The sequence below is a fragment of the Marinobacter shunpengi genome (assembly GCF_045449715.1).
Taxonomy (GTDB): domain Bacteria; phylum Pseudomonadota; class Gammaproteobacteria; order Pseudomonadales; family Oleiphilaceae; genus Marinobacter.
Genome location: NZ_JBJJLA010000003.1, coordinates 132,297 through 151,658, shown reverse-complemented (window position 1 = coordinate 151,658; position 19,362 = coordinate 132,297). Strand labels below are relative to the sequence as shown.

Sequence of the window (19,362 nt, the reverse complement as noted above, 5' to 3'; positions counted from 1 at the left end):
TTCTGGGCGGCAGCGACCGATGTCCGTTGGTCGTGGCCCTAAAGGAAGGTTTCCAATACGGCCCGCATTTCCATGGCGAGCGATTCTTGGTCCCGGGGAGTGCCCGTGACCTGGTTTTGCATCTGATAGCGGAAGACGCCATCTAGCACGGCATAGCCGAGTGAGGCGTCGACTTCGTCAGCTTTGCCGGCCCGGGTTGCGGCCATGGCGACAATCTCGATCAGCGCCTGTTCGATATCCCTGACTGCGGGTCGGAACGTTGGGTCAAACAGGGCCTGGCTGCGCAGGTCGTACCACAGCCGGTGGGTAGAGGCATCCTCGACAATGGTGGTTGCCAGACCTTTCGCCAGGGCGTCCATGATCGCTTCACGGCCGTCCGCGTTGCCCACCGCCTCACGGAGCAACGAGATGAACGTTGTCTTATAGGCGGTCACACAATGCAGGATCAGCGCCGTCCGGTCCTCGAAGTAGTAGTGCAGCATGCCCAGTGACAGCCCGGCCTTCTCGGCGATGTCCCGCAGGCTGGTATTGGCATAGCCCAGTTCCTGCAGTGCCTGCAGGGCGCTGCTGGCAATCTGGTCCTTCTTTTCCTGGCGCTTGCGGTTCTTGCGTTCGGCACGGGCCAGTAACTTGTCGGGTGCGGCGGAACTCATACAACCTGTCCTCAAATGGATGACACAGCCATGGGGCGCGGGTGCGCCCCGATTCGGGCGTCAACCTTACCCCAAGAGCGCATTGGCGAAAATGCGGGGAATACGATGCCAGCCGGGGCTATGCTGGAAACGGGTGAGCAGGCGCCCAAGCCGGTGCTGGCGGCGGTTGGTGATAAACCAGGGCGGCCGTGGCAGCAGGCTCCATTCGCCGGACAGTACCGATCGGGGGAAGGGCCGGAAGGGCGCTTCCACGACTGCACGCTCCACTGCATCGAACATGAAGGTGTTGTGGACGGTACCAATACCGCTCTGGACATCGTCCAGGGTGTGACCCGGGAAGGCGCCCCACGGGCAGGCGGTATTCAGGAAACCCAGTCCGGTCCAGGTATTGATGGCGATGGTGCCGTAGCGGAGATCCGTCAGCAGTGCCTCGAACCGGTCGCGTCCGATGGAGCGGATGGTGTCCGGGTGGATAACGATGTTGGCGCCCAGCGTGCCGTGGAGCTTGCTGTTGGCGAAGTCGATGGCATTGCGCAGGTATTGTTCCGCATCCGGTGCCTCCAGGGAGTGAGTGGAAAGCGCCGGGGCAAAGATTTCATTGCTGCGGAACCAGTCGTCGTCTTCAAGCTGGTTGATCAGCAGGTCGGGAGCTGTGTCCCGGCTGACCGATGTCACCTCTGCAGACTTCTGGCGGAAGGTTTCCAGGCGATCCTCGGCGCCCGGATAGTAGGCCGGGCGCGTGGAGCGGCCCATGACCCCGCGGATCTCGTTCAGCAGTTCATTGGCCTGATCCCAGCCCTCTGGCATCAGCAGTGCCTGGCAGGCCACGCAGTTGAAACCGGAGTTGTGGAGCTTCTGGGTGGCGATCTGTTCCGCCTGGAAGCGGATGTCGGCGCCTGACCAGTTACCCGGTACCACGATGGTTGGGCAGACCGCGCCCAGTTCGGAGGTGATGCGCTTGTCCAACCGGGGGGTGCCGGCCTCCCGGTTGCGTTGGCCCTCATCGCCCCGGCCCCAGATGATGGCGTCGTGGGTCGATTCGGCACCGGTGATGTGGATTTCCTCCACCGTCGGGTGCTCGGTCAGCCAGGCGCCCACGTCACCGCCACCCTTCACGATGCGCAGGGCGTCGCGTTCAATCAGCGGGCGCAGGGCGGCCTCCAGGTGTTCGGTCGGGTAATCGTTGACCGGGTTCATCTTGAGGACCACCACCTGGTGTTCCAGGAACAGTTTCTGGAAGGCATCGAGCGGCGCGATGGCGGCAATGTTGCCAGCGCCGAGAACCAGGGCAACGCGACCGGTTCTCTGTTCGGGCGGCACATCATAGGCGGTTGCGGCGTGTTCGGCGATGTTGCTCTCGTTGACGCCCTGTTTCATCCAGACATCGGCCTTCACGCCCGACAGCAGCAGGCGGTCCCAGATGCCATGAGGCGTTACCCGCGCGGCGGTCTGTCCGGACGGCAGCGTGCGGAAGGGAATGTGCTTCAGGAAGGCCTTGCCCTCCAGCTCCGAGAGCGTCTGCATCAGGCCATTGCAGCCAGACATGACCGCATAGGGGCCTGACAGCCATTCCTCGCCAGCCAGGGGCGAATCCGCAGACAGGCCCTTGGCCCGGGCGGCATCCCGAACCCAGCCATCGGATGCGGACAGCAGGGCATCCTTGATTTCCTGGAGTACCTGGATGCGTTCCGCCACCGGTGTCCTGGCCCAGTTGTCACGGGCGTTGGCGAGGGCAGCGAGGTCGTTCTCAAGACCAGTGAAAACATCGTTCTCTTGGGGGGCGTTGTTGGTCATATCCGGGCCTTTTCAGTCGATTCGGGTTGGATCTGCTGTGTTGCCGGCGCGTCGGTCGGCTGGTGTGACCGCTTGTCCGGGGTGTCGGTCTTTTCCGGAATGAACGACATGGCTCGTTCCGCGAGGGCGGTGATGGTCAGGCTGGGGTTCACGCCCAGGTTGGCGGACAGCATGGAGCCGTCCACCACGTACAGGTTCTGGTAGTTGAACACCCGGTTCTGCGCGTCGATCACGCCCTTGTCCGGCGAGTCCGCCATGGCGCAGCCGCCCATGCAGTGGGCGGTCATGGGTACGTTGAACAGGATCTCGCTCATGGAGCTGAGGCCGACGCCACCGGTGGCCCGGGCCGCTTTTTCCGTGAAGGTGTTGGCCTCGGGAATGAACGTGGGAATACGGTCGCCCTGGGTCGCCAGTTGCTTGCCGAACGGCCAGTACCAGGCCCGCTTCCAGCGCATGTTGATATGGCCATCGATGGTCTGCATGACCAGGAAAATCACCGTTTCCGAGGACCACCGGTAGGGCAGGACACTGCGGATGCCGTTGATACCACGGGTGGCGACCAGCTTGGTGAGTGCCCCCATCCAGCTCAGTATCCGGGTCGGCCCCGGCCGGCCGCCGGTCAGCACCGTCAGCAGGCTGCTCATCAGGTTGGAGCCCTCCGGGTAGCGGACAGCCTCGATGTGGGTGTGGTCGTCGATGTAGATGCCCGAACCAATGGCAACCCCACGGGACATGTCCTCCTTGGCGCCAGGGTAGCGAACCCCGAGGATCGACTCGGAATTGGTGCGGACCCGCTTGCCCAGATCGTCGGATACGTTAGGCAGCGACCCGGAGTCCTTCAGCTTGAACAGGAGTTGCTGGGTACCCAGGGACGAGGCGGAAAACACGACGCTCCTGGCCGTGATGCGGGTCTTGGGGCGGTTGAAGCGCTTGAAGGCCGGAGCCGTGATGACCTCGTAACCCTCTGAGCCGTCCGCATTGCCCAGGGGTCGGACATCCACGCACTCCGTTTCCGCGCGGACTTCCGTGCCCAGCCTTTCGGCCAGGTACAGGTAATTCTTGTCCAGGGTGTTCTTGGCGTTGTAGCGGCAGCCCACCATGCAGCCGCCGCAGCCGATGCAGGAATTTCGCGCCGGGCCTTCTCCGCCGAAGTAGGGGTCCGGATATTCGGTGCCCTGCGGATCGCCCTCATTGCCGAAAAACACACCCACGTCCGTGTAGTAGAAGCTGTCCTCTATGTTGGCCGCGACCGCCATCTCCCGGAGTTTGTCGTCGGCGGGCCCCGGGCGACGGTTCTCGTTGACCCCGAGCATCTGCTTGGCGGCGTCGTAATGGGCGGGCATGGTGGCCGTCCAGTTATCCAGGCCGGCCCAGTTGCCTTCCTCCCACACGCTGTCCTTGGGAACCAGCAGGGTCTGGGCGTAGGTGATGGAGCCGCCACCGACGGCGTTGCCATGGAGGATCATGACGTGTCGGAACAGGCGAAGGCTCAGGAACCCCTTCAGGCCGAGGAACGGGCGCCAGAGGTAATCCCAGGCTTTCCAGTTGGTCTTCGGCAGGTTCTCCGGTGTCCAGCGGCGGCCCTGTTCGAGCACCAGGACCTGATAGCCCTTCTGGCTCAGACGGTATGCCGAGACGCTGCCGCCAAAGCCGGAACCAACGACCACGTAATCAAAATCATGTTGTTCATGTTTCATAGGGAAGGCTCATCGAATCATTGTTGTTGGTAGCCTCGGACCTCGCCGCGCCAGCGGTGATTTCGGATCCAGATCCCTGGCTTTCTGCATCGAGTGCTGCTGGCGCCTCCATCGCTACTGTCGGTGCGATGCTGGCGAATAGTCCCTTTGTTTTTGTGTTATGCGTTTAGTTAATCATTTTTACTGGACAACTGTCCAATAAAATTGTCCTGTCAACTGTTTTGTGTGGAAATGGCCTGCATTATCAGTTGGGTACGGGGTTTCTCCGTTATCTGCTCAGGCATGGTGTCGGGATATCCACATCTCCGTATCGCTCGCATTGGGTTGGCCCAAGGACGTGAAAGGGCTGGGTGCCTCAAAACAGGGGACATGATCTGAGCTGAGGGAAGATTTTTTCCGGCTTATGTCACATTCCGGAAGGCTGCGCCGTCTTACCCGGTAGAGACACCCAACCGACACAGAGGAGCACCACCATGGAAAAACGACTGAACCCCTACCAGGCCGCCCCGGACGCCATTGCCGCCATGGTCAAACTGGAAGACTATGTCCGCGACTGCGGGCTGGAATACAGCCTGGTCGAACTGGTGAAGACCCGGGCGTCCCAGATCAACGGCTGTGCCAATTGCCTGCACATGCACACCAGTGATGCCCGCGCGGCGGGAGAAAGCGAAGCCCGGTTGTACCTGCTCTCCGCCTGGCGTGAGTCTGCGCTCTACACCCCCCGGGAACGGGCTGCGCTGGCCTGGACCGAATCGCTGACACGGTTGGCGGACACCGGAGCACCCACACCGGATTATGAACAGGGGCTGGCACATTTCACGGAACAGGAGTTCGTCAACCTGACGCTGCTGATTGGTGTCATCAACGTGTGGAACCGGATCAGTGTGGGGTTTCGTGTCGTGCATCCGAATGATAAAGCCCATAATCGTTGATGCAGGCTGGATGGGAGCCCATTATCATGACGGATGAATCCACACAACAGTTCGAACAATGGCGACGCTACCTGACCGGCGTTGCCTACCGCATGCTGGGTTCGGTGAGCGAGGCGGAGGACGTGGTGCAGGACGCCTACCTGCGTTGGCACAACACGGATCATGGGGCGGTGGAGGATGCGTGGGCCTACCTGACCACGGTCGCCAGCCGCCTGTGCCTGGACCGCCTTCGCTCGGCCCGTCACCAGCGGGAAACCTACGTCGGCCCCTGGCTGCCGGAGCCGCTGGTGGAAAGTCCGGACACGCCGATGGAGGTGGAAGCCCTGGCCAGCGATGTGTCCTTTGCCCTGATGCTGGCGCTGGAGCGACTCTCACCACTGGAGCGCGTGGCCTTCCTGTTGCACGATGTTTTCGGACTGGACTTCGGCCAGGTTGCTGCCAGCCTGGACCGTAGCGAGGCGACCTGCCGTCAGCTTGCCAGCCGGGCCCGCAAACGCGTGCAGGCCGGGCGTCCACGCTATCGGGTTACCCCGGACGAGCATGGGGAAGTGGCGGACCGCTTTTTCATGGCGGCGCGCACCGGCGATGTGGGCGCCCTGCAAGCGCTATTGAGTGAGGGCGCCACCCTGCACGCGGATGGCGGTGGCAAGCGGATCGCCGCCCTGCGACTGTTGGAGGGTGTCGATAGAATCTGCCGGCTCTTCTCGGCCGTAGCCCGCAGGGCGGAATCGGTCGACCCACCCTGGGTCAAACGGGTTAACGTGAACGGCTTGCCGGGCTGGCTGACCATTGAGGAGGATGGTCTTCCCCAGGTCACGATGGTGGATATTGATGGCGGGTATATCCAGGCTGTGTACATCATCCGTAACCCGGATAAGCTCGGTCATCTGGTGGACCATCTGCCATCGGGGCACAGGATTCACTGACTTGGCTGACAATCCGGCAGCAGAGTGGCAGGGGACGTGAGGCAGCCGGTTACAGCGGCACGATGGTGCAATGAAAGATCGGCCGGTGGCCTGGAGGAGGGGTGCCTGGTACCGGGATCAAGATCGTGATCTATTGCGCCAGCTTCAGGCAATCTTCCGTCGCTCCGCTCCGGCCCGCTGTTTCAGGCGATCAATGCACTCCCGGAAGGTACGGCTGACCAGGGTCTGGTCCTCAATCATGGCCATCATTGGCCAGGTGGCGTGTTCGCCGATGCGAATGTACATGGCCAGGTCATCCGTATCGGGGTTGGCGAGGACCTTCCGGTAGAGCCGCGGCCGGAAGGGGAACTGTACATTGATGTCCCCCAGGTAGGACTGGGTGGCCATGGAGTGGGCCTGTTCGATCAGGGGGCGGACCATGGACGACGACCAGGTGTTGCGGGTCAGCTCCAGCAGGGTCGAGACATGGGCATGGATCAGTGACGAGGTGGCCTGCCTGACCGACGCCCCCAGCCCCCGCTCGAAGCGATGGCTGATAAAGGGCAGGACGTGGGGGTTGGCCTGGCTCACGATGGTCCGGTTGATATTATGCAGGCGTGCCATCCGCAGGTGTGGCAGGTCGCCATGGACGCTGCCGTCGATCCATTTCTCCGTGGGCATGTAGGGGATCTCGTCGCTGTCCTCACCGGACAGGTCCCGGGCCTGCAGGGTGACGGACGGATAGATGCCCGGCACGGCACAGGATGCCAGTACCGCGGAATCGATGGTGACATCCGGCGACGTCAGCTCGTTCAACAGGCGGGGTTTCTGCCGGGTGCGGGTGGGGGAGACGGAGATGTTCATGGCCCGGCCGCTGTGTTCAAAGGCCTCGCGAAAGCTCAGGTTGCCGATATTGGTGCGGATGTGGTCGTGGAGCTGGGACTGGTCCATGGCGTGGCCCCGGCGCCAGATATCGCCAGGTTTCAGCCAGCGCAGGGCATGGCGGTGAACCTGCTCGGGGTTGTCGAACAGGGTATCCAGTTCCCGGTCGTCGCGGCAGCACACGGCGGCGGCCACAATCGAGCCCATGCTGGAGCCGGCGATCACGTCCGGCAGCAGGTTCCGGCGCCACAGCGCCCGGGTGACACCGAAGTGGTAGATGCCAAAGGCGGCGCCGCCGCTGAGCATGAGCGCCGGGCGGCCGAACACCTTTTCCGCGCGCCGGAACAGCGCCAGTTTCTGCTCCACGGGCAGCTCTGCCTGTGGTTTGTCGCAGATGTAGTTCATGCCCCGCCGGACTTCGTCCAGGAACTCGCTCACGATCTGCTTGGTGCCGGTGCGGGCCACGGCGTAGAGATCCGGGTTGGACAGCTCGCCCAGGTGCCGGTAAAGGCTCTCCTGGAGCACCCGGGTCAGGGCGGCGGGCCGGCCCTGCCGACGGTACCGGTGCATCAGCCGGATATGTTCCCGGATCAGCGGTTCGTGCAGCATGTCCGTATGGCCGTCCTCACGCCACCGGAGGTTGCCGTCGAGCTCGTCCAGCTTCCAGGCAATGTCATACCACTGCTCGAATGATGTCGCTTCGGAGAGTTGGCGGTTGAGCTGTTTGCGAAGTCTGGCATTGGTATCCATGGGCAATACCATAGCTCAAATGGATACCCGTTTCTCCCGCGTCTCCTCGATCATGTCCGCATACCAGAGCCCGGAATCGTAGGCCATGGTCACCAGTACCCGGTTCCGGAACTCGCTGCGTTCCAGTAACTGTCTTGCCACGGCAAAGCAGGCGGCGGCGGTATTGCCGATGTGGATGCCGTTGTGCATGTAGAAGTGGCGCTGGGCCTCCAGGGTTTCTTTCAGGCCTACCCCGTAGACATCATGCACCAGAGACCAGTCCAGAAAGGGCGGTGTCACACCCACGGCCATGCCTTCCAACCGGTGATCCCCGAAGATGCCCTTGCGAGTGTCACACTCGGCAGGCTCAACGAGGACTGTCTCCACATCGAACCCATGATCGATCAATGCCTGGGTGATACCGGTAAAGCTCGCACCGGTGCCGGCGCAGCCAACGAACAACAGGCGTTTGCCCACGCCCTGCTCAAGCAATTGGGTGGCAAGCTCAGGGCCGGTTCCCATGCGGTGGGCTTCCACGCCATCCAGGTTGTTGAACTGGTCGGTGTAATAGTAATGCCTGCCCAGTTCGCGCTGGTGGTGAAGGTAGTGCTCCACGACCTCGCGGGGCGTTGCCCCCTCCCGCAGCATGTCCTTGCCGATAAGCCGGGCGCCGAAGCACTCCAGCAGTTTTCTTTTCAGGGGACTGAATGACAGGCCAACCGCCAGGTCAACCTTGACGTCGTACTGGTAACAGGCGGCCAGCAGGCCGAAGCCGAAGTTACCACCGGTCTTTTCGATCACCGTGGTTCGTCCCGGGATGATATCGCCCCGTTCTATGGCCTGGCGCACGATATGGCGGGCGGCCCGGAATTTATGGCTGCCGCCCAGGTTGTTCAGTTCGAGTTTGGTAAAGAGGCGGTCGTTGTACCTTGCAAGTTCCGTCATGAGCGCGATACCTCGGTCACCATTTGATTGCGGTTGCCCAGGGAAAGGAGGGGCACCGATACCACCAGCGCCAGGAGGCACAGGGCCATACTGAGAGTATTGGTGCCCGTCCAGCCGATGCTGTACTGGAGCAGCGATGGCAGGAAGGCCCCAATGGTGGCCATCACCGAAATACAGACATCGTTGATGCCCTGTATCTTCACGGCATCCGGGTGGGAGCCGGTGAGTGTGGTCAGCAAGGCGCCGCCGCCGACATAGGTGAAGTTCCAGCCCAGGCCGAGCAGGATCAGCCCGGTCACGGTCATGGGATAGCCCTGGCTCAGCAGGTTGGCGCCACTACTGAGCACCAGCAGGAGTAGCCCCATGTAGAGCACGGCATGATTTCCCAGCAGGCGAATCAGCTTGCCGGTAAAGAACGAGGGGGCGAACATGGCCACCACATGCCACTGGATGGCCTGGCCGACGTCACTGAAGTCGGAGCAGATGGTCTTCATATGCAGCGATGCCTGGACCATCAGCAGGTTCATGATGCCGTAGCCCAGGGCGGACAGGGCAATGGCCAGGACGATCTGCCGCTGCCCCAGCAGACCGGCCAGGGATGAGGCGGAAATCCGGCTGTTGGCCCCACGCTGTGCATCTCCGCTGGGGCCAGGATCGCTGGGAATCATCAGCACAATGCCCATGGAAATCAGCGCCAGGACCACAAAGAAGGCATAGCTGATGGCAAAGTCCTGATAGCCCACCACCGACCGGAGATTGTCGGACAACATCGGCCCGATGAAGGCGGCCAGCACGCCCCCCGCCACTACCAGGGATATGGCCCGGGGCTTGAGCGAGGTCGGAATACCATCGGCGGCGGCAAAACGGTAGAAGTTGGCGAAGGCGATAAAGGCCCCCAGTGCGCTATGGGCGGCCACCAGCAGGTAGAATGCATCCTTCTGGATGCTCAGGAAGCCAAGCACCCCCGCAACGGCCAGGCAAAGGTTGCCCAGCATGAACCCGGCCTTGCGCCCGAACCGGCTCATGAACCAGGAAGCCGGGTAGGTCACCAGCATCACGAACAGGAACTGGAAGCCGTAGGGTATGGTGGCCATGGCCGGGTCGTCGGTGAGCAGCGACCCCACCACCGCCGCCATGGCCACCGACATGACCGCCGTGGTCAGGTTGATGGACTGGGCGGCGAAGAACAGATAGGTTTTAATCGGAAGTCGTTCTGTCATGCGGTGATCATTCCCTGGTGATACCTCCAGACATCCGGACAGGCCTCCGGAAACTCACAGATCAGTCGTTCCTTGCCTTTGCCCACATTCTTGCGGCGTACCCTCAGGGAACCGATGGCGCCCGGGCGTTCCAGATGGGTGCCGCCGCAGGGGATTTCCAGGCCGCCGTATCGCCAGTAGCGGGCATCGGGGCAATCCGGAAGACTCCCCAGTTTGATGGGCAGGTTCTGTTCGATCAGCGAGTTGGCCACCGACTCGATCTTCTGGATGCTGTCACCGTCGAACTTCTCATCCGAGAGAAAATCGAATCGCGCCGAGTCTTCCTTGATATGACAGCCGATGGTCCGCTCTTCCAGCTCGTAGTCATGGTTCATGGCGGCGGCATAGAGGAAATGGCTGGCGGAGTGGGACAGGGTCAGCCTGGCGCGGCGCAGGGCGTTGATGCGGACAGTGACGGGCATGCCCACCTGCAGCTTGGCCAGCAGGGGCAGGTCGTCCGTGTTGATCAGGTGCAGGATGACCCCGCCGGTTTTAACACCCTTGAAGCCTTCAATGTGGCAGGGCGTGCCATACATCCGCTTGACCTGTTCGAACCGCAGCATACCGACCGGGGTATGGATGATGCCGTGGTCCGCTTCCTGTCCGCCGCCTTCGGGAAAGGCCACCGTCCGGTCCAGTTCGACGGCCTCGGTGTAGAGCCGGCTGATGTTGGCCTGACACTCCGTAAGATACTGGTCTTTGTAGTAAAGTTTCTGCGTTGTTCTCATGATTCGTTCCTTACTTCATGACGGTGATGTTCTGTTCGCGCCGTAACGTGACCCTGTGGCCCGGGGGCACATCCCGTGACACCAGGCATCCGGTGCCGATAAAGGCGTCATCACCAATCTCGATAGGACCCAGCAGGGTGGCGTTCATGCCTACCTGGACCCGATCCCCCAGTTGCGGATGCCTGGGGGTGGGGAGGTTGTCGGCAATCTCGCGGCTGCCCAGGGTGACGCCTCCGAGGATGTAGCAGTCGTTGCCGATCCGGGCGGTTTCGCCGATCACGGTGCCGTAGCCGTGGTCCAGTACAAAGCGCTGGCCGATGGAGCACTTGTAGTGGATCTCGGCCCCCGACAGGAGCTTGCCCCGCCGTGACAGCAGGGCGGCGAGCATGGTTTTCTCGGGTTCCTGCAGGTTCCTGTGGATCCAGTTGGCAATCCGGTAGTGAAGGACCGCAGTGAAGGATGTGGAGGCCCTGGCCAGTACCTCGATTTCACTGCCCGCCGAGGGGTCCTTGGTGGAAAACGTGATCAGATCATGGGTACACGTGGACGTCAGATCATGGATGATCTCCGCGTACTTAAGTGAGTGATACAGCCTGCTTGAACAGCACTCCATCAGTGCCGCCATGATCAGCCGCTCGACAACGCTAACTGCCTGTTCCCATTTCAGTTCAACTCCCTCCGGGTTCCGGTTGGTAAATCCAAGGTGACTGGAATAACTGAGTTGTTCAGGGCTCGCCATGCATCATCTTCCTTTGATTGTTGTTCTGACTTCGAGCTTATAGCGTGACAGCTTTATCGTCCTTTCAGGCGCACAGTGGTCTAAATCTTCCGCCAACTGTTAGGATAAATCCGCGAACAGTTAACGTTGGGGCCGGCAGTCCACGCGATGGACTGTTGCGTGTACTCCTGGCATGGAAGAGGCAGTGACATGGATACTCAGGCGCTCTATGACAAGTTCAGAACGCGGTTGGATAACGGCGACTGGAAGCTGGGGCAGCGCATACCATCCATTCGCCAGGTAGTGACGTCCGAGGGGGCCAGTCACCACACCGTGGTAAAGCTCTACGAACGGCTGGTGGCAGAGGGATACATTGAGGCCCAGCAGGGGCGCGGCTACTTCGTCACCCGCTCCGGCAGTGACGGCTCCGCGGTGATGATGCCGTTCTCCTCATCCATGGAGATGTCCAGCGACCCACTGTTTCGCCTGCTGCAGGGGCATCCCGATGCGGTCAAGCTCGGCTGCGGCTGGCTGCCCACCAAGTGGCGGGACACCGATATACTGACCCGTTCCATCCGGCGTACCGCCCGCCTGGAGCGCCGTTCACTGGTGGAATACGGCGATATTCAGGGTTATCGCCCCCTGCGGCTGCAGTTGTGCCAGCACCTGAACAATAAGATCCGGCTCCATGTATCGCCGATGCAGATACTGACCACCCTGGGAGCAACCCAGGCGCTGGACCTGGTGACCCGTTTACTGGTCAAACCGGGGGATGTGGTGCTGGTGGACGAGCCCGGTAATGGCAACCTGATCAAACTGATCAACATGGCGGGGGGTAAGGTGATCGGCGTACCCCGTGGACTGGATGGTCCGGATGTCGCCGAGCTTGGCAGGCTGGCGGAGCAGCACCGGATCAAGGCCTTTTACTGCAACAGCACCTTCCATAATCCGACCGGCGGCTGTGTCAGCGCCCGGGTGGCGTTCGATGTGCTGCGACTGGCCATCGAGCATGATTTCATGATCGTGGAGGACGATGTCTACGGCGACTTTGCCGCCGGTGCCCACCAGAGCTTCGCGGAGCTGGACGGGCTGGAGCGGGTGATCTACATCGGCAGTTTCTCCAAGTCCCTGTCAGCCTCCCTGCGTATTGGCTACCTGGCCTGCAACCTCAACCTCATCGCGGGGCTGCTGGAGCTGAAACTGCTCACGTCCGTGGCGGTGCCCGGTTTCTGCGAGCGATTCGTCAATACCATCATGACGGATGGTTCCTACCTCAAACACATGCAGTCCATCCAGCGTAAGCTCATGGTGCAGCAGGAAGTGACGCAGCAGGCACTCCGGGACCTTGGCTGGCGTTTTGAAATAGAGCCGGTGGGTGGCATGTTCCTGTGGGTCCGCCACCCTTCGATGGACGACCTGAACCCCTTTATACAGCGATTGGCCGACCGGAATGTGTTGTTGATGCCGGGCAGCTCGTTCAGTGTGAACCGGGGTTCGGATGACTGCCTGCGGGTCAACGTGTCCCATTTCTCGCCCGAACTTGTGCCGCTGTTCCGGGTCTGAGCGGGTGGGCGCGCCGGGATCCCCGCGTTCACGGCGGTGTATGGCCGCGATGGCGGCAGGGGTTGTCCGGAACGGATTCGTCCCACATATTGTCAGGAGGTAGTATTCACAAGCAGGCTTGTGTCGTAGCCATCTGATTCGCGCCGGGAGGTAAGCCCATGACGAAACAGACCAGGACCCAGCCACGTAATGTGACCCAGAAACTGTTCGGGTCACACCTTGTATCCGGCGAGATGAAGGCGGGTCAGGAAATCGGCCTGAAGATCGACCAGACCCTCACCCAGGACGCCACCGGTACGCTGGTGATGCTGGAACTGGAGGCCATGGGCCTGGATCGTGCCCGCACCGAGCTGTCTGCCCAGTACGTCGACCACAACCTCCTGCAGACGGATAGCCGCAACCCCGACGACCACCTGTTCCTGCGCAGTGCCTGCGAGAAGTTCGGCCTCTGGTTCAGCCCGCCGGGTTCCGGGGTGAGCCATGCGGTCCATATGGAGCGTTTTGGCAAACCCGGCAAGACACTGCTGGGGTCCGACAGCCATACCTGTGCCGCCGGTTCCATGGGCATGCTGGCCATGGGCGCCGGGGGTCTTGCGGTAGCCCTGGCCATTTGTGGCGAACCCTTCCACCTGAACATGCCCAGCGTGATGGGCGTCAAGCTGACCGGCAAACTGCCGGACTGGGTCAGCGCCAAGGACGTGATCCTGGAAATGCTGCGCCGCCACGACGTCAAGGGCGGCGCCGGCAAGGTGATTGAGTACTATGGTCCGGGTCTGAAGCACCTGTCCGCCATGGATCGCCACGTGATCGCCAACATGGGGCAGGAAATGGGCCACACCGCCACCGTCTTCCCGGCGGATGAGGCTGTGCGCACCTTCCTGCGGCAACAGGAGCGGGAAGGTGACTTCGAGCCCCTGGAGGCCGATGCCGGCGCCTCCTACGACGAGTACGAGGAGATCGACCTGGGCAAGCTGGAGCCCCTGATCGCGCTGCCCAGCAGTCCGGGCAAGGTGGTGCCGGTGCGGGAGGTGGCAGGTGAGCCCATCTACCAGGCCTACATCGGCTCCTCCGCCAACCCCGGCCTGCGGGATTTTGTGGTGCCTGCGATGATGGTCCGGGGGCAACAGGTCCAGGAACGGGTATCTTTCGACATCAACCCCACGTCACGACAGGTGCTGGAGAACCTGGCCGGGCTCGGCTACCTGACGGACCTGCTCGGGGCCGGCGCCCGCCTGCACCAGACCGGCTGCAATGGTTGTATCGGTATGGGCCAGGCACCGGCCACGGACCAGATCAGCCTGCGCACCGTGCCCCGCAACTTCGTCGGCCGCTCCGGTACCCCGGAGGACAAGGTCTGCCTGTGCAGCCCTGAGACGGCCACCGCGTCCGCACTGACCGGGGTGATCACCGATCCCCGGGACCTGGGCATGGACTACCCGGCCTTTGATGACAGCCAGGCCTACCATGTGGATGACCGCAACATCCGGCCACCGGCCCGGCACCCGGAACTGACCGTGGTGGAGAAGGGGCCGAACATCAGTACGTTGCCGGATTTCGGCGGCCTGCCGGACAGCCTGGAAGGCCCGGTGCTGCTCAAGGTGGGTGATAACATCTCCACCGATGAAATCCTGCCCGCCGGCTCGGAGATCCTGCCCTATCGCAGCAATATCCCGAAGATCAGCGAGTTCACCTACATCCGGGTGGATCCGTCCTACCCCCGGCGGGCCATGGACTACCAGGACAGGGGCTCCCTGATTGTGGGCGGCGACAACTATGGCCAGGGTTCAAGCCGCGAACACGCCGCCCTGGCGCCGCGTTACCTGGGCGTACGGGCTGTGATTGCCAAGAGCTATTCCCGCATCCACTGGCAGAACCTGTGTAACTTCGGGGTATTGCCGCTGCGCTTCGAAGTGCCGGAGGATTACGACGACATCGAGCAGAGTGACATACTGGCACTGGACGACCTGTCCACGGCACTGGAAACCGGCAACGCCATAGCGGCGAAGAATCAGCGCAGTGGCAGGACCTACCCCCTGACCCACGACCTCAGCGGCCGTCAGGTTCGCATGGTGCTCAAGGGTGGTCTGCTGAATATGATGCGGGAGTCGCTGGCTGCCTGACCTCAGGCTGGTTCAGGCAGCACTGATGCGACAGGTCAGGCGCCAACCGCCTCCTCAGTATCTGTGCGGCTGTCGCTGCCTGTGGTCTCTTTCGGAATGTCCCCGAATTCCCCGGGATTACGGATGATCATGGCCGCCCTGACCAGTGAGCGGCTGGAGGAGCCGCTGTCCGGAAACAGGCTCTGGCCAGCGTCCCATTCGAGGTTGTCACCCAGCGACCGGTCATTGGTGACCAGTTCCTGGATGCGTCTGAAAAGCGCCCGTTGGTGAGCGGCCAGTGGATCGTCCACAATCACCGCAAAAGCACTCTCGGAGTATCGGCAAAGCCAGGTACCCCTGGCATTCTCGCGGACCAGGTTGCTGAGATTTCGGGCGACACCCGGTACCCATTCCGGAGTCTCACGGGCTCCCTTTACCGGCGCCAGTTCCCGGAAGTTACGGATGTTCAGGTAAAGCAGGGCGAAGGTGCTGCCGTCCCGCTGTGATTTCACGATGCGGTCCAGCAGTTGCTGGTCGAGCGCGGAACGGTTGGGTAGGCCGGTCTCGGAATCCCGGAAGGCCATCTGCGAGACCCGCTTGCGGTCGGCTTCCGCCTGTTCAGCGGCCAGCCGGGTGGCGCGACGATCCAGTATGATGACCACGATGGCCAGAATCAGCAGCAGACCGATGGTGATGGCCAGTGGCACGCCCATCCAGCCGCCGGTGACCAGGTTGTCCGGATGCGCCATGGCTCCTGTTGGATAGCTGACGGCGAACATCCCGGTATAGTGCATGCCGCTGATGGCGGCACCCATAATCAGCGCTGCCACCGCGTGCAGCACCCGCGCCCGGGTTCCCTCGGTATCGGCAAGCTGCCGGCTGAGGATCATCGCCCCCGCCGACGCGGCCAGCGCAATCACTACGGAGACGGTCACCCATGGCCAGTTGTAGACCAGGCCCGGTGACAGCCGCATGGCCTCCATCCCCACATAGTGCATAACGACAATGCCCGAGGCCATGAACAGACTGCTGACGGCAATCTGAAGTGCTGAGATGCGGGGCAGGCCGATGCGGTTGAGGGCGAGCCCTGAGGCGATGACGGCGGCAAACCAGGACAGGACTGTCAGCCCCAGATCATAACTCTGGACCATCTCCATCTTATGGGCTTGCATGCCCACGAAATGCATGGTCCAGACGCCGGTGCCCATAGTAAAGGCGCCCAGGCCCAGCCAAAGCCGGCGTCCCGAGACTGCATGGGTCATCTGGGCACCGAAGTATAGCGCGCTGTATCCGGCCAGCACGGCAACCAGATAGGAAACCAGTACAAGCCCGTAGTCGTAATGCCCGGTCATCTAACACTCCCTTTGGTAGCGTTGTTCCGGAAAATGGGAACAGGTCGAAGGCAGGATACGGATGGCGTGTAAAACGGTTTCGTCAGTTTTGTAGAAGATTGCAAAATCTTATGCAGTGAATGTATTCAGCGGTGAAAGGTACCCAGGCAGTAGTGGTCACTCACATACGACTCTGGTAAGCAAGCTACTCATATAACCGGCGGTTCCAACAAAAGGCGGAAATCATCTAGCCGGGGCATTGCTGTTTTGTGCGCCGTGTCTTATCGTTCCGTTCTAAATAAGTACTCCCATTATTCTTCATTCGAATATGGGGATCTGGATGAACAGGAGCCCTGAGCACTATGTTGAATGGCACTACATTGAATGCCCTACTACCAGCTGTCAGAAACAAGGGCCTGTGGTTCGGTACCCTGGCGCTGGTTTTTTCCCTGTCCGGCCCGGCGTCCGCCCAGGAGCGGGAGCTGCTGAACTCCTCCTACGATATCGCCCGTGAGCTGTTCGCCGAGTACAACGAGCTGTTCACCGAGCACTGGCAGGAGAAGACCGGCGAGGCCGTCAATATCCAGCAGTCCCACGCCGGTTCCTCCAAGCAGGCCCGGGCCATCCTTCAGGGTCTTGGCGCCGACGTGGTGACCTATAACCAGGTGACCGACGTCAACATCCTGGCTGAGCGTGGCAAACTGATCCCCGAGGACTGGGCGTCACGTCTGCCCAACAACAGCTCGCCGTACTATTCCACCATGGCGTTCCTGGTGCGGGAGGGGAATCCCAAAAACATCGAGAACTGGGACGACCTGGTGCGGGACGACGTTGAGTTGATCATGCCCAACCCGAAGACCTCCGGTAATGGTCGTTACACCTACCTGGCGGCCCTCGGCTACGCCCAGGAGGAGTTTGGTGATGACCAGGAGAAGATCGATGCCTTCCTGAGTGACCTGCTCGGCCATGTGAAGGTGTTCGACTCCGGCGGTCGCGGCGCCACCACCACCTTTGTGGAGCGTGGCCTGGGGGATGTGCTGCTGACGTTCGAATCCGAGGTCAACAACATTCCGGAACTGAACCCGGAAGGGAACTATGAGGTGGTGGTGCCGAAGGTCAGCTTCCTGGCGGAATTCCCGGTCACCTGGATCGATGCGAACATCGAGAAGAAGGGGACAGAGGACCTGGCCAGGGCCTACCTGGAATACCTCTACTCCGAGGAAGCCCAGCGCATGCTGGCCGGCTTCAACTACCGGGTCCACAACGAGACCGTGAAGGCCGAGGTGGCGGACAAATTCCCTGAGTTGAAACTGATGCCCATCCAGGAGATTGCCGGAAGCTGGGAAAACGCCATGGAGACCCACTTCTCCAGCGGCGGTAAGCTTGATCAACTGCAACGCCGCTAGGAGTGCCTGCCTGACCCATGGCCTCATCTGATCTGACAGCGCGCCCGGCCAGACGGCTGGGCGCGCCTGTTTCCAAACGCGTACTGCCGGGGTTCGGCCTGAGCCTCGGCATTTCGCTGTTCTTTATCAGCCTGGTCCTGCTGCTTCCCATCAGTGGCCTGGTGATCCGCGCTGCGGGCATGGGCTGGGAGCAGTTCTGGTTCGTTATCTCCGACCCACGGGTGGTGGCTTCGTACAAGGTGACCGCTCTGGCGGCGCTGGCGGCCTCGCTGTTCAACTGCGTGTTCGGCCTGCTGATGGCCTGGGTGTTGGTGCGTTATGACTTCCCCGGGAAACGCCTGCTGGATGCCATCATGGACCTGCCCTTTGCCCTGCCCACGGCAGTAGCAGGCATTACCCTGGCCACCCTGTTCTCGGAGAACGGCTGGTACGGTCAGATGCTGGCTCAAGTGGGTATCGAGGTGGCCTATACGCCGCTGGGGATTGTGGTGGCAATGGCCTTCACCAGCGTGCCCTTCGTGGTGCGTACGGTGCAGCCGGTGCTTGAGGAACTGGCACCGGAAGACGAGGAGGCCGCGGTCAGCCTGGGCGCCTCGGACTGGACGGTGTTCCGCCGCATCCTGTTTCCCACGCTGTGGCCGGCAGTGGTTACCGGGGGCGCGTTGTCTTTTGCCCGCAGCCTGGGTGAGTATGGCGCGGTGATCTTTATTGCCGGCAACTCGCCCTATGTCAGCGAGGTGATCAGCCTGATGATCTTCGTGCGCCTGGAGGAGTACGACTTCCCGGCCGCCAGCGCCATCGCGGCGGTGGTGATGGGCGTGTCGCTGCTGTTGCTGCTGGCCATCAACGTCTGGCAGGGGCGCTATCTCAAGCGCCTGCATGGAGGGTAGGGTATGACGCCCAGACATCGTCGCGTGGGCGACAGCCCCCTGGTCCGCCGCTCGCTTATCGGCCTGGCCGTTGTGCTGACCGTGCTGTTGCTGTTCATGCCGCTGGTGCTGATCTTCGTGCAGGCGCTGGCGGACGGCTGGGCCGGCTATGTGGGTAATATCCTGGATAAGTACACCCTCCATGCCATCGGCCTGACCCTGTTCGTGGCGCTGCTGACGGTGCCGCTGAATATGGTGTTCGGGGTGTTCCTGGCCTGGCTGGTGACCCGTTTCCGCTTCCCGGGGCGCAAGGTGTTGACCACGCTGATTGATATTCCGTTCGCCGTTTCACCGGTGGTGGCTGGCCTGTTATACCTGCTGCTCTATGGCAACAATGGCTGGATCGGGCAGTGGCTGGGGCAGTACGACATCCAGTTGATGTTCTCCTGGCCCGGCATCGTGATGGTGACGGTGTTCGTGACCTGTCCGTTTGTGGCCCGGGAGCTGATCCCGCTGATGCAGCAGCAGGGGCGGGAAGAGGAAGAAGCCGGCGTGGTGCTGGGGGCTTCCGGCTGGCAACTGTTCCGGCGCATCACCCTGCCCAATATCCGCTGGGCCCTGCTGTATGGCGTGATTCTCACCAATGCCCGGGCGGTGGGGGAGTTCGGCGCGGTGTCGGTGGTGTCCGGCAATATCCGTGGCGAGACCAACACGCTGCCCCTGCACGTGGAATTGCTGTACCAGGACTACAACGCCGTCGGGGCCTTTGCCGCCTCGTCGCTGCTGGCGGGCATTGCACTGGTCACCCTGGCGGTCAAGGCCATTGCGGAATGGCGCCAGAGTCGCATCTGA

16 protein-coding genes are annotated in these 19,362 nt (G+C 61.8%); 7 read left to right on the top strand and 9 right to left on the bottom strand.

Annotated features, from left to right (window positions below; translation table 11 throughout):
* Positions 1 to 38: 38 nt before the first annotated feature.
* From ACJO3T_RS01085 to choxAB, 3 genes are all read right to left on the bottom strand, one after another.
* Positions 39 to 653, bottom strand: a complete 615-nt coding sequence (locus ACJO3T_RS01085) for a TetR/AcrR family transcriptional regulator (protein WP_406963968.1) — start codon at positions 651 to 653, stop codon at positions 39 to 41.
* 66 nt (positions 654 to 719) lie between these two features.
* The gene (locus ACJO3T_RS01080) at positions 720 to 2,447 is read right to left on the bottom strand and encodes an aldehyde dehydrogenase family protein (RefSeq protein ID WP_406977554.1); all 1,728 of its coding nucleotides are present in this window, start codon (positions 2,445 to 2,447) and stop codon (positions 720 to 722) included.
* On the bottom strand, positions 2,444 to 4,144 hold the full coding sequence (gene choxAB, locus ACJO3T_RS01075) for a cholesterol oxidase (RefSeq protein ID WP_406977553.1): 1,701 nt from the start codon (positions 4,142 to 4,144) through the stop codon (positions 2,444 to 2,446). Before choxAB ends, ACJO3T_RS01080 begins: the two co-directional genes overlap by 4 nt.
* A 473-nt stretch (positions 4,145 to 4,617) precedes the next feature.
* Between choxAB and ACJO3T_RS01070 the strand changes: the two genes are divergently transcribed.
* Both ACJO3T_RS01070 and ACJO3T_RS01065 read left to right on the top strand, forming a co-directional pair.
* Entirely contained in the window at positions 4,618 to 5,076 is a 459-nt protein-coding gene (locus tag ACJO3T_RS01070) for a carboxymuconolactone decarboxylase family protein (protein WP_406963971.1), read from the top strand.
* A gap of 26 nt (positions 5,077 to 5,102) precedes the next feature.
* Positions 5,103 to 6,002 carry a sigma-70 family RNA polymerase sigma factor gene (locus ACJO3T_RS01065; RefSeq protein WP_406977552.1) on the top strand — a complete coding sequence of 300 codons (900 nt, stop codon included), beginning with the start codon at positions 5,103 to 5,105 and terminating at the stop codon, positions 6,000 to 6,002.
* Between the two features lie 144 nt (positions 6,003 to 6,146).
* Here the strand turns inward: ACJO3T_RS01065 and ACJO3T_RS01060 are convergent, their stop codons facing one another.
* Genes ACJO3T_RS01060 through ACJO3T_RS01040 form a run of 5 tightly spaced genes read right to left on the bottom strand, consistent with a single transcriptional unit; the run spans position 6,147 to position 11,263 of the window.
* Positions 6,147 to 7,613, bottom strand: coding sequence for a DUF3336 domain-containing protein (locus tag ACJO3T_RS01060; protein WP_406977551.1), 1,467 nt, complete (start codon positions 7,611 to 7,613; stop codon positions 6,147 to 6,149).
* Between the two features lie 15 nt (positions 7,614 to 7,628).
* Entirely contained in the window at positions 7,629 to 8,537 is a 909-nt protein-coding gene (locus tag ACJO3T_RS01055) for a PLP-dependent cysteine synthase family protein (RefSeq protein WP_406963974.1), read from the bottom strand.
* Complete coding sequence (locus ACJO3T_RS01050) at positions 8,534 to 9,757, bottom strand: MFS transporter (protein WP_406977550.1); 1,224 nt, start codon at positions 9,755 to 9,757, stop codon at positions 8,534 to 8,536. Before ACJO3T_RS01050 ends, ACJO3T_RS01055 begins: the two co-directional genes overlap by 4 nt.
* A complete protein-coding gene (locus ACJO3T_RS01045; RefSeq protein WP_406963976.1) occupies positions 9,754 to 10,524 on the bottom strand; it encodes an alanyl-tRNA editing protein in 771 nt (256 codons plus the stop codon). Before ACJO3T_RS01045 ends, ACJO3T_RS01050 begins: the two co-directional genes overlap by 4 nt.
* Positions 10,525 to 10,534: 10 nt before the next feature.
* Entirely contained in the window at positions 10,535 to 11,263 is a 729-nt protein-coding gene (locus ACJO3T_RS01040; RefSeq protein ID WP_406963977.1) for a serine O-acetyltransferase, read from the bottom strand.
* A 189-nt stretch (positions 11,264 to 11,452) separates the two neighbouring features.
* Between ACJO3T_RS01040 and ACJO3T_RS01035 the strand changes: the two genes are divergently transcribed.
* A complete protein-coding gene (locus ACJO3T_RS01035; protein ID WP_406963978.1) occupies positions 11,453 to 12,805 on the top strand; it encodes an aminotransferase-like domain-containing protein in 1,353 nt (450 codons plus the stop codon).
* A gap of 158 nt (positions 12,806 to 12,963) precedes the next feature.
* Complete coding sequence (locus ACJO3T_RS01030; protein WP_406977549.1) at positions 12,964 to 14,925, top strand: aconitate hydratase; 1,962 nt, start codon at positions 12,964 to 12,966, stop codon at positions 14,923 to 14,925.
* A 35-nt stretch (positions 14,926 to 14,960) separates the two neighbouring features.
* Here ACJO3T_RS01030 and ACJO3T_RS01025 read toward each other — a convergent pair whose 3' ends face one another.
* Entirely contained in the window at positions 14,961 to 16,256 is a 1,296-nt protein-coding gene (locus tag ACJO3T_RS01025; RefSeq protein WP_406977548.1) for an MHYT domain-containing protein, read from the bottom strand.
* A gap of 341 nt (positions 16,257 to 16,597) precedes the next feature.
* Between ACJO3T_RS01025 and cysP the strand changes: the two genes are divergently transcribed.
* The 3 genes from cysP to cysW are packed head-to-tail and all read left to right on the top strand — an operon-like array spanning position 16,598 to position 19,362.
* Positions 16,598 to 17,641 carry a thiosulfate ABC transporter substrate-binding protein CysP gene (cysP, locus tag ACJO3T_RS01020; RefSeq protein ID WP_406977547.1) on the top strand — a complete coding sequence of 348 codons (1,044 nt, stop codon included), beginning with the start codon at positions 16,598 to 16,600 and terminating at the stop codon, positions 17,639 to 17,641.
* 17 nt (positions 17,642 to 17,658) lie between these two features.
* Positions 17,659 to 18,531 carry a sulfate/thiosulfate ABC transporter permease CysT gene (gene cysT, locus ACJO3T_RS01015; protein ID WP_406963982.1) on the top strand — a complete coding sequence of 291 codons (873 nt, stop codon included), beginning with the start codon at positions 17,659 to 17,661 and terminating at the stop codon, positions 18,529 to 18,531.
* Between the two features lie 3 nt (positions 18,532 to 18,534).
* Positions 18,535 to 19,362 carry a sulfate ABC transporter permease subunit CysW gene (cysW, locus tag ACJO3T_RS01010; protein WP_406977546.1) on the top strand — a complete coding sequence of 276 codons (828 nt, stop codon included), beginning with the start codon at positions 18,535 to 18,537 and terminating at the stop codon, positions 19,360 to 19,362.